10 protein-coding genes and 1 pseudogene are annotated in these 14,941 nt (G+C 72.3%); 7 read left to right on the top strand and 4 right to left on the bottom strand.

The window, feature by feature from the left end; all coding sequences use genetic code 11:
- Window positions 1–83: 83 nt before the first annotated feature.
- The 3 genes from EIM47_RS01825 to pepQ are packed head-to-tail and all read left to right on the top strand — an operon-like array spanning window position 84 to window position 4,148.
- Window positions 84–2,441 (top strand): DUF1631 domain-containing protein, encoded by a 2,358-nt coding sequence (locus EIM47_RS01825; RefSeq protein WP_125075903.1) that lies wholly within the window; start codon window positions 84–86, stop codon window positions 2,439–2,441.
- Window positions 2,438–2,770, top strand: a complete 333-nt coding sequence (locus EIM47_RS01820; RefSeq protein ID WP_019397503.1) for a PilZ domain-containing protein — start codon at window positions 2,438–2,440, stop codon at window positions 2,768–2,770. Before EIM47_RS01825 ends, EIM47_RS01820 begins: the two co-directional genes overlap by 4 nt.
- 58 nt (window positions 2,771–2,828) lie before the next feature.
- The gene (gene pepQ, locus EIM47_RS01815) at window positions 2,829–4,148 is read left to right on the top strand and encodes a Xaa-Pro dipeptidase (RefSeq protein ID WP_019397504.1); all 1,320 of its coding nucleotides are present in this window, start codon (window positions 2,829–2,831) and stop codon (window positions 4,146–4,148) included.
- A 55-nt stretch (window positions 4,149–4,203) separates the two neighbouring features.
- On the opposite strand, the gene EIM47_RS01810 is transcribed toward pepQ, so the two are convergent.
- Window positions 4,204–4,800, bottom strand: coding sequence for a TetR/AcrR family transcriptional regulator (locus EIM47_RS01810; protein ID WP_019397505.1), 597 nt, complete (start codon window positions 4,798–4,800; stop codon window positions 4,204–4,206).
- A gap of 164 nt (window positions 4,801–4,964) precedes the next feature.
- Between EIM47_RS01810 and EIM47_RS01805 the strand changes: the two are divergent.
- The 3 genes and pseudogenes from EIM47_RS01805 to EIM47_RS01795 form a co-directional block, all read left to right on the top strand.
- Window positions 4,965–5,807 (top strand): annotated as a pseudogene (locus EIM47_RS01805) (alpha/beta hydrolase); the annotation flags it as partial.
- A gap of 80 nt (window positions 5,808–5,887) precedes the next feature.
- Entirely contained in the window at window positions 5,888–8,365 is a 2,478-nt protein-coding gene (locus tag EIM47_RS01800; protein ID WP_125075901.1) for an acyl-CoA dehydrogenase, read from the top strand.
- 77 nt (window positions 8,366–8,442) lie between these two features.
- On the top strand, window positions 8,443–8,919 hold the full coding sequence (locus EIM47_RS01795) for a hotdog fold domain-containing protein (RefSeq protein WP_019397508.1): 477 nt from the start codon (window positions 8,443–8,445) through the stop codon (window positions 8,917–8,919).
- A gap of 124 nt (window positions 8,920–9,043) precedes the next feature.
- Here the strand turns inward: EIM47_RS01795 and EIM47_RS01790 are convergent, their stop codons facing one another.
- Window positions 9,044–10,393, bottom strand: coding sequence for an MFS transporter (locus EIM47_RS01790; RefSeq protein WP_233581612.1), 1,350 nt, complete (start codon window positions 10,391–10,393; stop codon window positions 9,044–9,046).
- Between the two features lie 219 nt (window positions 10,394–10,612).
- Between EIM47_RS01790 and EIM47_RS01785 the strand changes: the two genes are divergently transcribed.
- Complete coding sequence (locus EIM47_RS01785) at window positions 10,613–12,199, top strand: choline dehydrogenase (RefSeq protein ID WP_125075900.1); 1,587 nt, start codon at window positions 10,613–10,615, stop codon at window positions 12,197–12,199.
- Between the two features lie 42 nt (window positions 12,200–12,241).
- Here the strand turns inward: EIM47_RS01785 and EIM47_RS16075 are convergent, their stop codons facing one another.
- Window positions 12,242–14,140, bottom strand: coding sequence for a M48 family metallopeptidase (locus EIM47_RS16075; protein ID WP_125075899.1), 1,899 nt, complete (start codon window positions 14,138–14,140; stop codon window positions 12,242–12,244).
- A gap of 73 nt (window positions 14,141–14,213) precedes the next feature.
- A complete protein-coding gene (locus EIM47_RS01775; RefSeq protein WP_026010270.1) occupies window positions 14,214–14,819 on the bottom strand; it encodes a LemA family protein in 606 nt (201 codons plus the stop codon).
- Between the last annotated feature and the right edge of the window lie 122 nt (window positions 14,820–14,941).

Raw genomic sequence — 14,941 nt, 5'->3', positions numbered from 1 at the left:
CCGCCGGGACCGCGGTGCGGCGCGCCATGCCGCCCCGCATGGAAACGTGCTAAATACCGCCCAAGGGGGAACGCGGTCACAGAATGCAAGCCACCAACCGACCAACGCCGGGCCACCCGGCATTCCCGGCGCTGGCGGACGCCGCCTTGCCGGCGCGCGTGCGCGCCATCCTCCTGCAGGTCCGCGAGCTGGCCGCCACGCAGCTGGGGCCGTGGCTGGAGGCCACCCTGGACGGGCTGGAAAACCAGCTCTTCAGCCTGGCCGAGGGCGCGCGCAGCAGCAGCGAGCAGGCCGAGCGCCTGGATGCGATGCGCCTGCTGCGCCAGCACCGCGCCGCCTTCCAGCCGCGCTTCCTCGCCGCCCTCGAGGGCAGCCTGGCCGGGCTGCGCGCACCGCCGCCGGCCGAGCCCGCCGAACCGGCCGAACCCGCGCCCGGGCCGGCACTGGCCCTGGTCGAGGACACCGAACTGGACCGCGCCATCGTCCTGCGCGAGATCGCCCGCCGCCAGGTGCAGCGCGGCGGCAGCGAGCTGTTGCTGCTGGCGCAGCGCTTCGCCGTGCTGGCCGCCACGCCGGCGTTCGAGCTGGAGCAGCTGCCGCTGGGACCGCATGCGCTGTGCCAGTGCCTGCGCACGGCTGGCGACGCGCTGCAGCTGCCGCCGGAGGCGCAGCTGCTGCTGTACCGCCAATTCGAACGCCAGGTGATGGACCTGCACGGCGAGTTCGCCCGCCAGCTCAATGCCCTGCTCGACCGCGCCGGGGTGCTGCCGGGCCTGGTGTACACGCCCTACCGTCCACCGCGTGCCAGCGCCCCGCAGCGGCGCAGCACGCCGGCGCAGGCCGCGAACCGCCCGCGGCCGATGACCGGCTGGCACGGCCAGGGTCGCGGCGCGGGCTGGGGCCGGGCGCTGGCCGGCCTGCCGGGGGGCATGCCGCCAGGGACGGCTGCCGGCACCGCGCCCGCGCCCGCGCCCGCGGCCGCGGCCGGAGAGGCCACGCCCGCCATCGCCAGCGCGGACGGCGACCCGAAGGAAGTGCAGGCCGCGTTCGCCGCCATGCGCGAATTGCTGGCCGCGCACCGCGCCGCCACCCGCCCAGCGGCACCCGGACCGGCGGTCCCGCCGCAGGTGCTGCCGCCGCAACTGGTCACCCAGGTGCTGGGCAGCCTGCAATCGCTGCCGCTGGCGCGCGCCCGCGGCCAGCGCCGCCGCACCATGCAGGACCTGCGCGAGGCCACCCTGGCGCGGCTGCGCGCCGAGCACGGGCCGGCCGCCGCACTGCCGCCGGAACACGAGGACGCGTTCGACCTGCTGTCCATCCTCTACCAGGAGATCGGCCGCCAGGTGCGCGGCGACGCACCGGCCCAGGACCTGCTGGAACGGCTGCAGGTGCCGCTGGCGCGCGCCGCGCTGCAGGACCAGGGCTTCTTCGTCGCCGAGCGCCACCCGGCGCGCGAACTGCTCAACGCGGTGGCCGAGTCCGGCGCCACCTGGCTGGGCGAGGACGATGCCGACCCGCAGCTGGTGCAGCGCCTGGAGCAGGTGGTGCAGCGGGTGGTCGAGGCCTACGACGGCGACCCGGCGGTGTTCGAACTGGCCAACCAGGAGGTCCAGGAACAGCAGCGCGCGATGCTGCGCAAGGCCGAGGTCAGCGAGCGCCGCCAGGTGGAGGCCGCGCGCGGGCGCGACCGCCTGGCCGGTGCCAAGCACCAGGCCGACGCCGCGATCCGCGCCTGCCTGGCCGGGCGCAGGCCACCGCAGTTCGCCCAGGCCCTGCTCAACCAGGCCTGGGCCGACATGCTCACCCTCACCGCCCTGCGCCACGGCGAGGACTCGCCGGAATGGCGCGAGCGCACCGCGGCCACCGCGCGCATCGTCGAGGTCACCTGCGATCCGGAAGCCGCGCCCGACCCGGCACTGGGCACGCAGATCGAGGCCGCGCTGCGCCAGGTCGGCTACCACGAGGACGAGGCCGGCGCGATCGCCCGCCGCCTGTCGCGCAGCGAGGACGACGAGGTCACCTCGCGCACCGAGCTCACCGCGCGGCTCAAGGCGCGCGCGCGCCTGGGCGAGGACGCGGCACGTCGCAGCGAGCCGCTGCCGCCGCGCAGCGCCGGGGAGCAGGCCTGCTACGAGCAGGTGCGGGCACTGCCGTTCGGCACCTGGTTCGAATTCAGCCTCGGCGCCCAGGGCGAGGTGCGGCGGCAGCGGCTGTCCTGGTACAGCCCGGTCACCGACCACGCGCTGTTCGTCAACACCCGCGGCCAGAAGGTGGCCGAACATTCGCTGGACGCGCTGGCGCGGATGATGGCCGCCGGCCAGGCGCGGGTGGTCACCGAGGAACGCAGCCGCCTGGTCGACCGCGCCTGGCACGCCACCCTGCGCCTGCTGCGCGGGCTGGCCGGGCGCGCGGAGCCGGCGCCATCGGGAGCAGGTGCATGAACAACGAGGATGCCCGCCGCGGGCGGCGGCGCCAGGTGCCCGGCAGCGTGCCGGTGGAAGACGTGATGGCCGGCGCCGTGGTCGGCCACCTCGGCAACCTGTCCGAGGGCGGCCTGCTGCTGCTCGCCGCGGCGCCGCTGCGCGAGGACGCGCTGTACCAGCTCCGGTTCGTGCTCGACGACCCGGGCGATCCGATCGACGTCGGCGTGCACCTGCTGTGGTCGGCGCCGGCCAACACCCCGGGCCAGGCCTGGTGCGGCTTCCGCTTCCTGGCCATCTCCGAGGTGCACCGCGCGCGGGTGCGCGCCTGGGTCGAGGCCGAGGCCTGACGGCGGCAGCGGCGCATGCGCTGGGGCAGAATGGGCGCTTTCCGCCGTACTGCCCCCGATGAACGCCACCGAGATCGCCGCCCTCTACCCCCAGCACCTGGCCACCCTGCGCGCGCGCGCCGACGAGGCGCTGGCCCGCTGCGGCCGCGAGCACCTGCTGGTGCCGAGCGGGCGCCGCCACTACCAGGCCTTCGACGACCGCGACTACCCGTTCGCGGCCAACCCGCACTTCAAGCACTGGGTGCCGCTGACCAGCGTCGCCGACAGCTGGCTGGTGTACACCCCCGGGCACAAGCCCAGGCTGATCTACCTGCAGCCGCGCGACTACTGGCACGTGGTGCCGGAGGCGCCCAGCGGCTGGTGGGTGGAGCACGTGGAGGTGCAGGTGATCCGCACCCCGGAGGAGGCGCTGCCGCTGCTGCCGCCTGCCGCGCGCAGCGCGATCATCGGCGAGGCCAACAGCGCCCTGGGCGACTACGTCCCCGACAACCCGCAACCGGCGCTGGACTATCTGCATTACCAGCGCTCGTACAAGACCGCGTACGAGGTCGCGCTGATGCGCCTGGCCCAGCGCCGCGCGGTGCGCGCCCACCGCGCCGCCGAGCGCGCCTTCCGCGCCGGCGCCAGCGAGTTCGAGATCCACATGGCCTACTGCGCCGCCGCGCAGCAGGACGCCACCGAGGTGCCGTACCAGAACATCGTCGCGCTCAACACCCACGGCGCGGTGCTGCACTACACCGAACTGGACCGCGTGGCCCCGGCGGAGTCGCTGAGCTTCCTGATCGATGCCGGCGCCAGCCACTGCGGCTATGCCGCCGACATCACCCGCACCTACGCCGGCGACTGCGCCAGCGAGTTCCAGGCCATGATCGACGCTGTGGACGCCGCGCAGCAGGCGATGTGCGCCGGCGTGCGCGCCGGCGCCGACTACCGCCAGCTGCACCTCGACGCGCACCTGGCGCTGATGGGCATCCTGCGCGAGTTCGGCGTGCTGAAGGTGTCGCCGGAAGCGGCGCTTGCCACCGGGGTGAGCGCGGCGTTCTTCCCGCACGGCCTGGGCCACCCGCTGGGGCTGCAGGTGCACGACGTGGCCGGGTTCGCCGCCAGCGACCGCGGCGGCACGATCGACCGTCCCGCCGGGCATCCCTACCTGCGCATGACCCGCGTCCTGGAGCCGGGCATGGTCGTCACCATCGAGCCGGGCATCTACTTCATCGACATGCTGCTGGACGAGGTGAAGGCCCGCGGCCACGCCGACGCGGTGGACTGGGCGCGGGTGGATTTCTTCCGCCCCTACGGCGGCATCCGCATCGAGGACGACGTGCTGTGCACGGAGGCGGCGCCGGAGAACCTCACCCGCGCCGCGTTCGCCGGATAAGCCGCAAAAAGCGAAGGGCCCGCTCGCGCGGGCCCTTCGCCTTCCAGCCGTCCCCTCAGTTCGGGATCAGCGTGTTGATCACGTGCTCGAGGTATTCCTCGAACTCCTCGTGGGTCATCTTCGGCTGCTGCGGGCGCAGCTGCAGGAAGCCGACGTAGGCGGCATAGGTCAGGCGCGCGCGGTTCACCGCCTCGCTGCGGCCGAGGCCGGCCTGGCGGAACGACGCGGTGAGGTAGTCCTGGCGGCGCTGCGAGACCCGCTGGATCACCGGACCCACGGCCGGATGCTCCAGCGCGCGCAGCAACTCGCTGTAGATCGCGTGCGGCTTGGTCTCGTGGCCGACCAGCTGGAACAGCTTGCGCAGGCGCTCGCGCGGATCCGGCACTTCCTCCAGGCTGCCGAACACCTGTTCCTGCTCGACCTCTTCCCAGCGCTCCAGCGCGGCCTGCAGCAGCGCATCGCGTGAAGGAAAGTGCCAGTAGAAGCTGCCCTTGGTCACGCCCAGGCGGCGCGCCAGCGGCTCCACCGCGACGGCGGACACGCCCTGTTCGGCAATGACGTCCAGCGCGGCCTGGGCCCAATCGGCGGCGCTGAGACGGGCGCCACGCGCGGGCGTGGCGGGCGGGGTGGCGGGCGCGGTGGTGGTATCCATGGGCGGATTTAACCATACGGCGAGGTGCGTTGCAGTATGCCGTTTCCGCGGAAACCGAGGCCTGACAGGGATTTGCAGCGCCACCGCCGGCACCATACGGTGCATGCTGCACTGCCATACGCCTTCGTATTGACTTTGCGTGAAACGCATCCATACCATTGGGTATGGTATTTCCCCCGACCCCTGCCCCCGGCAGCCACGAGCTGCGCCTGTCCGGCGCCGGCCTGGAACTGGCTGCCACCTGCCATGGCGACTGCCATGCGCCGGCAGTGCTGTTCGCGCACGGCTTCGGCCAGACCCGCCGCGCCTGGAGCGCCAGCGCAGGGCGCGTCGCGCAGCGGGGTTACCGCGCCCTGGCCTACGACGCCCGCGGCCATGGCGGCTCGGACCGCAATCCGCCGGACCTGGCCTATGCCGCGCAGCAGTTCATCGACGACCTGATCGTGGTCGCCGGCGAGCTGCCGCAGCCGCCGGTGCTGGTGGCCGCCTCGATGGGCGGCCTGTTCGGGCTGGCCGCCGAGGCACGCTGGCCGGGCCTGTTCCGCGCCATGGTGCTGGTCGACATCACCCCGCGCTGGGAAGCGGCCGGCATGCAGCGCATCCTCGGCTTCATCGGCGCCTTCCCGGAAGGCTTCGCCTCGCTGGACGAGGCCGCCGACGCGATCGCCGCCTACCTGCCCGGGCGCGCGCGCAAGAGCGAGGCAGCCCTGCGCGAGGTGCTGCGCCAGGGCGCCGACGGCCGCTGGCAGTGGCACTGGGACCGCCGCCTGGTGGACGAGCTGGCACGCGACGGCGAGCGCCACCAGGACGAACTGTCCGCGGCCGCCCGTGCGGTACGCTGCCCGCTGCTGCTGCTGAGCGGCGGCCGCAGCGACCTGGTGTCCGACGCCACCGTCGACGAGTTCCTCGGACTGGTGCCGCACGCGCGCCATGTCCGCATCGCCGGCGCCACGCATATGCTTGCCGGCGACGACAACGACCGTTTTACCGCCACCCTGCTGGACTACCTGGGCGAACTGGACGGTACGGGGCACACCGGCCGTTGCGCCGCGCCCTCCGATCCAGCGTCCGTCAACGGAGCTTTACCATGAGCATTGCCGCGCCAATCCTGGCCTTCCTGCTGATCAGCGGGTTCGCCGCCTACCACCGCATGCGCCTGATAACCTGGGCCGTGCTGCAGGCCATCGCCCTGGCCGCCTGCTGGTGGCTGGGCGCGCACCAGACCACCACCCTGGTGCTGGCGATCATCACCGCGGTAATCGCCGTGCCGCTGCTGCTGCCGTTCATCCGCAAGCCGCTGATCGTGGCCCCGCTGCTGAACGTGTTCCGCAAGATCCTGCCGCCGCTGTCGCAGACCGAGCGCATCGCCCTGGAGACCGGCTCGGTCGGCTTCGAGGGCGAGCTGTTCACCGGCGACCCGGACTGGCAGAAGCTGCTCGCCTATCCCAAGCCGCAGCTCACCGCCGAGGAGCAGGCCTTCCTCGACGGCCCGGTGGAAGAGCTGTGCAAGATGATCAACGACTGGGAACTGACCCACGTCCACGCGGACCTGCCGCCGGAGATATGGGAGTTCATCAAGAAGAACAAGTTCTTCGGCATGATCATCCCGAAGGAGTACGGCGGCCTGGGCTTCTCCGCGCTGGCGCACCACAAGGTCATCCAGAAGATCGCCTCGATCTCCTCGGTGGTCAGCTCCACCGTCGGCGTGCCCAACTCGCTGGGCCCGGGCGAGCTGCTCAACCACTACGGCACCAAGGAGCAGAAGGATTACTACCTGCCGCGCCTGGCGGTGGGCGAGGAAGTGCCGTGCTTCGGCCTGACCGGCCCGTTCGCCGGCTCCGACGCCACCTCCATCCCCGACTACGGCATCGTCTGCAAGGGCACCTGGCAGGGCCAGGAAGTGCTGGGCGTGCGCCTGACCTTCGACAAGCGCTACATCACCCTGGCCCCTGTCGCCACCCTGATCGGCCTGGCGTTCCGCATGTACGACCCGGACGGCCTGATCGGGCAGACCAAGGACATCGGCATCACCCTGGCGCTGGTGCCGCGTGACACCCCCGGGGTCGAGATCGGCCGCCGCCACTTCCCGCTGAACTCGCCGTTCCAGAACGGCCCGATCCGCGGCAAGGACGTGTTCATCCCGCTGAGCCAGCTGATCGGTGGCGCCGAGATGGCCGGCAAGGGCTGGAACATGCTCAACGAGTGCCTGGCCGTGGGCCGCTCGATCACCCTGCCGTCCACCGCCTCCGGCGGCGCCAAGTTCGGCGCCCGCGTCACCGGTGCCTACGCCCGCATCCGCAAGCAGTTCGGCCTGTCCGTCGGCCGCTTCGAGGGCGTGGAGGAAGCGCTGGCCCGCATCGGCGGCAAGGCCTACACCGTCAGCGCGCTGTCGCAGGCCACCGCCGCGGCGGTCGACCGCGGCGACGTGCCCTCGGTGCCGTCGGCGATCGCCAAGTACCACTGCACCAGCATGGGCCGCGAGGTCATCTCCGACACCATGGACGTGATCGGCGGCAAGGGCATCATCCTCGGCCCGCGCAACTTCGCCGGCCGCAACTGGCAGGCCGCCCCGATCAGCATCACGGTCGAAGGCGCCAACATCATGACCCGCAGCCTGCTGATCTTCGGCCAGGGCGCGATCCTGTGCCATCCGTGGGTCATGAAGGAGATGAAGGCCGCCCAGGAGAAGGATCGCAAGGCCGCCGTCGCCAGCTTTGACGAGAGCCTGGCCGGGCACGTCCGCTTCGGCTTCTCCAACGCGGTGCGTTCGTTCTGGCTGGGCCTGACCGGCTCGCAGTTCGGCAGCGTGCCGGGCAACGCCTACACCCGCCCGTTCTTCCGCAAGCTCGACCGCTACTCGGCCAACCTGGCGCTGATGACCGACGTGTCGATGCTGCTGTTGGGCGGCAAGCTGAAGTTCAAGGAATCCCTGTCCGGCCGCCTGGGCGACGTGCTGAGCCACCTGTACATGGCCGGCGCCGTGCTCAAGCGCTACCACGACGAGGGCACCCCGGAAGCGGACAAGCCGCTGCTGGCGTGGAGCATGTACAACAGCTTCCACGTGATCGAGAAGGCGCTGTCGGACGCGCTGCGCAACTTCCCGATCCGCCCGGTGGGCTGGCTGCTGTGGGCGCTGGTGTTCCCGCTGGGCCGCCGCGCCGAGGCCCCCGGCGACCGCCTGAACCACCGCGTGGCCTCGCTGCTGATGACCCCGAACGAGGCGCGCGACCGCCTGGGCCAGGGCGTGTTCCTGACCCCGTGCGAGAACAACCCCGGCGGCCGCATCGACAGCTACCTGGCCAAGGCCGTGCAGGCCGAGCCGGTGGAGCGCAAGTTCCTCAAGGCGCTCAAGACCAAGGGCATCGAGGCGCTGGACTTCAACGCCCAGCTCGACGAGGCCGTGGCCGAGGGCGTGATCACCGCCGAGGAGCGCAAGCTGCTGGAAGAGCTGCGCCAGATCACCCTGGACACCATCACCGTGGACGACTTCGACGTCCACGAGCTGCGCGCGGCCAGCTTCTACGACCGCTACGGCAACGACGGCCGGCCCAAGGCCGCCGCCTGACCGGCAAGGCAAGACGAGGACGGCGGGCCCTGTGCCCGCCGTCTTCGTATCCGGCATCCGCCAATGGAGGAAGCGACATGTCCCAGACCCCGCTGTTGCGCCTGTACCGGCGCATGCAGGCCTGGCCCGCCGGCCAGTGGCTGTTCTCCCGCGCCGTGTGCCTCAAGGCGCCCTACTTCGCCAGCATTGCCCCGCGCATCACCGCGCTGGAACCGGGCCGCTGCGAGGGCCGCATCCGCCACCGGCGCAAGGTCACCAACCACATCGGCACGGTGCACGCGATCGCCCTGTGCAACCTGGCCGAGCTGGTCGCCGGGCTGATGACCGACGCCAGCCTGCCGCCATCCATGCGCTGGATCCCGCGCGGCATGCAGGTGGAATACCTGAAGAAGGCGGCCGGCACCATCCACGCCGTGGCCACGCCGGAAGCGCCGCTGGTCGCGGCCACGACCGGCTACGACCTGCCGGTGCGGGTCGAGGCGCGCAACAGCGCCGGCGAGGCCGTGTTCCGCGCCCGCATCAGCATGTGGGTCTCGCCGCGCCCACCGCGCTAGCCGCATAGCCCGGGCAAGCAGAGCGCGCCCGGGGCACGCGGGTCACCGGCGCTGCGCAAGTGCTCTGGATCCCGGCGTACGCCTGGACGACGGTACGGGGACGGCGCCGGCGACGCCGCCGGCCTCATCCCCCGCGCTCGGCCGGCAGCTTGCGCTCCTCGCGCAGCAGGCGCCACGCGCCCACGGTCATGGTGCCGGCCACCAGCAGGCCCGCGCCGAACACCATGCTGGAGCCGAAGGCCGACAGCAGCTTGTGCAGCCAGACGAAGGTCAGGTCGCCGCCGCGGTAGATCACCGTGTCGATCGCCGCGCCGGCCTTGTAGCGCCACTCGCGGCCGACGCGGGTATAGATCGTCTCGCGCGCCGGCTTGGCCAGGGAGAACTCGCTGGCGCGGGTCACCACCTGCACCACCGCCACCAGCAGCGGCAGCGGCGAGGCGGCCAGCAGCGAGAAGCCGAGGATGATGGCGAAGCCGGGGATCAGCAGCGCGGGAGCGATGCCGAAGCGCGACAGGATCCGCCGGGTCAGCAGCAGCTGCACTACCAGGGTCAGGGTATTGACCGCCAGGTCCAGGGTGGCGAAGTAGTCGGCGCGCTGCTCGGCGCTGCTGAAGGCGGCGCGGGCGATCGCGTTCTGCTCGTTGTACAGCAGGGTGCCCACGCCCACGCCCATGACCACCATCAGCGCCAGCCAGCGCAGCAGCGGCTCGCGCGCGATCAGCTTGAGCCCGGCCAGGACCTCGCCGCCCATCGGCTGCTCGCCGCTGGCCAGCTTGCGCGCGCGCTCGCGGCGCACGGCGTAGTGCCGCAGGCGCAACAGGCAGACCACGCACAGCGCCAGCATGACCGCCGAAACCAGCATCATGTTGGCCACCCCGAGCCGGGTCACCAGGGCCTTGGTCAGCAGCGGACCGAGGAAGGCGCCGACGGTGCCGGCCGCGCCGATGTAGCCGTAGCAGGCGCGCGCCTGGACGTTGTCGAACACGTCGGCCATGAAGCTCCAGAACACGGCCACCGCGAACAGGTTGAACACCGTGATCCAGAGGATGAAGGCCAGCCCGCGCCCGGGCATGCCGCTGTCGAACATCGCATAGAACAGCAGCAGGGTGAGGATGAAGAAGCCGTAGATGACCGGCAGGAACACCCGCCGCGGGAAGCGGCTGACCAGCCAGCCGTACACCGGCTGCAGCACCAGCATGATCAGGAACACCGAGGTGAAGATCACCTGCAGCGCGAACTCGCCCAGGGACACGCCGCGCCGGGCGAAGAACCCGATCATGGCCGTCGGGAAGATCGCCTCGATGTCGCTGGAGGCGGCCATCGCCTCGCGCACCGGGCGCAGCACGTAGTAGCCGGTGAGCAGGCAGAAGAAATACAGCAGCGACCACCACAGGGCCGGCGAATCCACCCCGAGCTGGTCCAGCACCTGCCGCAGGCCGCGGCGGCGGGTCGGAGCGTCGGTGGTTCGGGTCATGCGTCCTGGGCTGCCGGCCTGGGGGACGGCCGTAAGGCGCGCAAGTTAGCCGATGCCGGGCAATGCCGCCAGCGGCAGCCCGCTTCGCACCGGGAGAGGGAAGCGCGCCGCCTCCCACGGAGAGGGTGATCCCGGCCCCTCCCAGGCCGGAGCCGGGTTGCGCGCCGCCGGGGCCACCGCCAGCATTCACCCACGCCACGCGGCGGAACAGGGGAACGCATGTACGACTACGTGATCATCGGCGCCGGTTCGGCCGGCTGCGTGCTGGCCGCGCGGCTGAGCGAGGACCCGGGTTGCCGGGTGCTGCTGCTGGAGGCCGGCCCGCGCGACTGGCACCCCTTCATCCACATGCCCGCCGGCCTCGGCCGGCTGGTCAACCAGCGCAGCATCAACTGGGATTACAGCACCGAGCCGGAGCCGCAGCTGCACGGACGCCGGCTGTGGTGGCCGCGTGGCAAGGTGCTGGGCGGCTGCAGCTCGATCAACGCCATGTGCTACACCCGCGGCGTGCCCGGCGACTACGACGCCTGGGCCGCGGCCGGCGCCGAGGGCTGGCACTGGGAAGCGGTACTGCCGTACTTCCTGCGCGCCGAGGGCAACGCGCGCGGCACCGGGCCGCTGCACGGCGCCGACGGCCCGCTGGCGGTGTCCGACCTGCGCCACCGCAATCCGCTGTCGGAGGCCTTCGTCGAGGCCGGGGTGCAGGCCGGCTGGCCGCGCAACGACGATTTCAACGGCCCCTCGCAGGAAGGCTTCGGCTTCTACCAGGTCACCCAGCGCGACGGCGCGCGCTGTTCCACCGCGGCCGCCTACCTGGCCCCGGCGCGGGCGCGGCCCAACCTCGAAATCGCCACCGGCGCGCTGGTGACCCGGATCGTGGTCCGGAACGGACGCGCCTGCGCGGTCGAGTACCGGACCGGCACGCACGCGCACCGTGCCGAAGCCGGAGGCGAAGTGCTGCTCAGCGCCGGCGCGGTCAACTCGCCGCAGCTGCTGATGCTGTCCGGCATCGGCCCGGCGCACGAGCTGCGCGCGCTCGGCATCCCGGTGCTGGCCGACCTGCCCGGGGTCGGCGCCAACCTGCAGGACCACCTGGACATCTGCACCCTCCACCACTGCCCGCCGGGGCTGAGCTACGACCGCGCCAGCGAGCTGAAGATCGCCTTCGACTACTTCCTGCGCGGTCGCCGCGGCGCCGGCACCAGCAACATCGCCGAGGCCGGCGGCTTCGTGCGCTCGGTGCTGGCCACCGACGCACGTCCCGACGTGCAGTTCCACTTCGTGCCGGCCATGCTCGACGACCACGGCCGCAACCGCCTGGCCGGCGACGGCCTGACCGTGCATGCCTGCTTCCTGCGTCCGCGCAGCCGCGGCCGGATCGCGTTGCGCGATGCCGATCCGCGCAGCCCGGCGAGGATCCACGCAGGCTACCTGTCCGATCCGGAAGGCTTCGACCTGAAGGTGATGGTCGAGTGCGCGAAGCTGTCGCGCCGGCTGCTGTCGCAGCCGGCGCTGGCGCGCTACCTGGGCGCCCCCATCCACCCGCAGCGCACCGACCTGTCCGATGCCGGGCTGGAGGAATTCGTGCGCGCCAAGGCCGAGACCATCTACCACCCGGCCGGCACCTGCCGCATGGGCAGCGATGCGCAGGCGGTGGTGGACCCGCAGCTGCGGGTGCGCGGCATCGACGGCCTGCGCGTGGTCGACGCGTCGGTGATGCCGGAACTGCCCGGCGGCAATACCAATGCGCCGGTGGTCATGATCGCCGAGCGCGCCGCCGACCTGCTGCGCGGCCGCGCCGCCTGAGCCTGCAACCACGCACCCCGTCGCCGGCGGCGCGGGTGCGCTTCAGCGCGACAGCAGCGCCGGCAGCGGGCAATGCAGGACCCCGCATACCGTGCGCAGCAGCTCGGCCTCGGCCACGCTGACCTTGCCGTCGTGCGAGACCGCATCGACCAGCGCTTCGACCAGCACCTGCTTGGCCGGCGGCGCCAGCGCATCCAGTGGCTCCCACACCGTGTCCAGCGCCTGCACGCCCTGCGCCGGCGGCGCGTACGGCAGGTGGTCGCGCGGCAGCACCCGCTGCAATCCGGCCAGGTAGGCGCGGCGCGCGCCCTCCGGGTCGCCCGGGTGCCCGGCCTGGGCCAGCACCGCCAGCAGGGTGGCGAACTCGCGGCGCACGCCGGGCGCCTTGTTGCGGCCGAAGCGCGCGTGGCGCGAGGGATCCAGCGCCTCGCGCACCTGCACCTGCAGCAACCGCGACAGGCAGTACTCGAACACCGAGACCCGGCCGTCGGCGTGCACCATCGCCTCGACCGCGCCGAGGAAGGCATCCAGCTGCGGCCGCGGCTGCTGGCGCAACACCGGGAAGGCCAGCGCCGCCAGCGGCAGGCGCAGTGCCGGGTGCAGCGCCTGCAGGCGCTCCTGGCGCAGCTGGCGGGTGCGCGCGGCCACGGCCTCGCCGCAGCGCGCGGCCACCTCCTGCAGCTGGCGCGCGGCGACCGCGGCGTCCGCGTCCAGCACCAGGGCCAGCAGCAGCGGCATCGCCGCCTCGCGCTGGCGCGCCAGTGCCCGCAGTTCCGGATCCAGGTTCTCCACCAGCCCGTGTGCCTGGCGGTAGTCGTCCTCGGCCGGCGCCGCGACCTGCCCGGAGACCGCGGCCGGCGCCACCGCCATCCGCGCGTCGCGCGGCGGCAGCGGCGGCGGCAGGCCCGGCACCGCATCACGCGCGGCCAGCCCCAGGGCCAGGTCCTCGGCCAGGCCATCGGGCGGGGCGGCGTGCCAGCGCGCCTGCAGCTGGCGCAGCTGCTGCGGGTCGAACGACGGTTCCAGCCGGCGGATGCGTTCGACCAGGGGCGGGTGCGTGGCCATCAGCGAGGACAGCGCCATGCCCTGGCCGAACAGCATGTGCCCGATCTCCTCGGCCTCGGCGCGGTCGGCCAGGTGCGAGCCTTCGCGCAGGCCGCCGATCTTCTTCAGCGCGCCGGCCAGGCCGCTGGTCTGGCGGGTGAACTGCACCGCCGAGGCATCGGCCAGGTATTCGCGCTGGCGGCTGATGCCGGCCTTGATCAGGCGGCCGAAGAACACGCCGATGCTGCCCACCACCACCGTCACCAGCGCCGCCAGGACCAGCGGCAGCCCGTCCCGGCTGCGGCCCAGCCGCCCGTGGAACAGGATCCGCTGGCCGATCAGGGACAGCATCATGATCCCGAACAGCACGCCCACCAGGCGGATGTTCAGGCGCATGTCGCCGTTGAGCACGTGGCTGAACTCGTGCGCGATCACGCCCTGCAGCTCGTCGCGGTTGAGCCGCTCCAGCGCGCCGCGGGTGACCGCGATCGCCGCGTCGGAGGGGCTGTAGCCGGCGGCGAAGGCGTTGATGCCGGTTTCCTGTTCCAGCACGAACAGGCGCGGCACCGGCACGCCGGAGGCGATGGCCACTTCCTCGACCACGTTGCGCAGCCGGCGCAGCTGCGGGTCGAGGGTGTCCTCCGGCACCCAGGTGCCGCCCATCTGCGCGGCGATGGCGGCACCGCCGCCACGCAGCGAGGCGATCCGGTACAGCGAGCCCAGCCCGATCACCGCCAGGGTGAGGACCGTGGCCGCCAGCGCGGCGCCGGTGCTGCCGGTGAACAGCAGCACCGCCGCGTCCACCGCCAGCACGATGCAGACCACGGCCAGCGCGAACAGCAGCACCAGCCGGAACGAGCCGCGGCGCGCGCGTTCCTGGTGTTCGAAGAAGTTCATCGTCGACGTTCCCTGGTCGAGGCCCGGCGCCCGCGGCGGCGTGGGCCGCCGACGGGCATGCTGCCGGGGGCGATCAGAACTGGACGCGCGGGGCCTCGCGCACCTGCGCTGCGCGGTCGGCCGGCGGCTCCAGCAGCGCGGCAGGAGCGAAGTTGAACAGCCCGGCGACCACGCTGGAGGGGAACATCTCGCGCTTGTTGTTGTAGGCCATCACCGCGTCGTTGTAGGCCTGGCGGGCAAAGGCCACGCGGTTCTCGGTCGAGGTCAGCTCCTCGGACAGCTGCATCATGTTCTGGTTGGCCTTCAGGTCCGGATAGGCCTCGGCCACCGCCATCAGCCGCCCCAGCACCCCGTTGAGCGCGCCCTGGCTGGCGGCCAGCTCGGCCATCGCCGCGGCGTCGCCCGGGTTGGCCTTGGCCGCGGCCAGGCCGGCCTGCGCTGCCGAGCGCGCGGCGATCACCGCCTCCAGGGTCTGCCGCTCATGGCTCATGTAGGCCTTGGCCGTCTCCACCAGGTTGGGGATCAGGTCGAAGCGGCGCTGCAGCTGCACGTCGATCTGGGCGAAGGCGTTCTTCCACGCGTTGCGCGCGCTCACAAGGCCGTTGTAGATGCCCACCGCCCACAGCGCCGCGACCACGACCAGGCCCAGAATTACCAACAGGATCAACAAACTGCCCATTCATCTTCTCCTTGTTTGTGCAATCCGGAAAACCGGCGCTAGAATCGGTTGCGGCAGTAAATCACAGGTAGGAAGCGATGAGAGACGGGCGCACTTCCCGGTCCGCCAAAGCGGGCCGCGTA

It is taken from the genome of Pseudoxanthomonas sp. SGT-18 (assembly GCF_003931645.1).
GTDB lineage: Bacteria > Pseudomonadota > Gammaproteobacteria > Xanthomonadales > Xanthomonadaceae > Pseudoxanthomonas.
The sequence above is the reverse complement of the archived record's forward strand: the minus strand, read 5'-3'. Positions and strand labels throughout refer to the sequence as shown.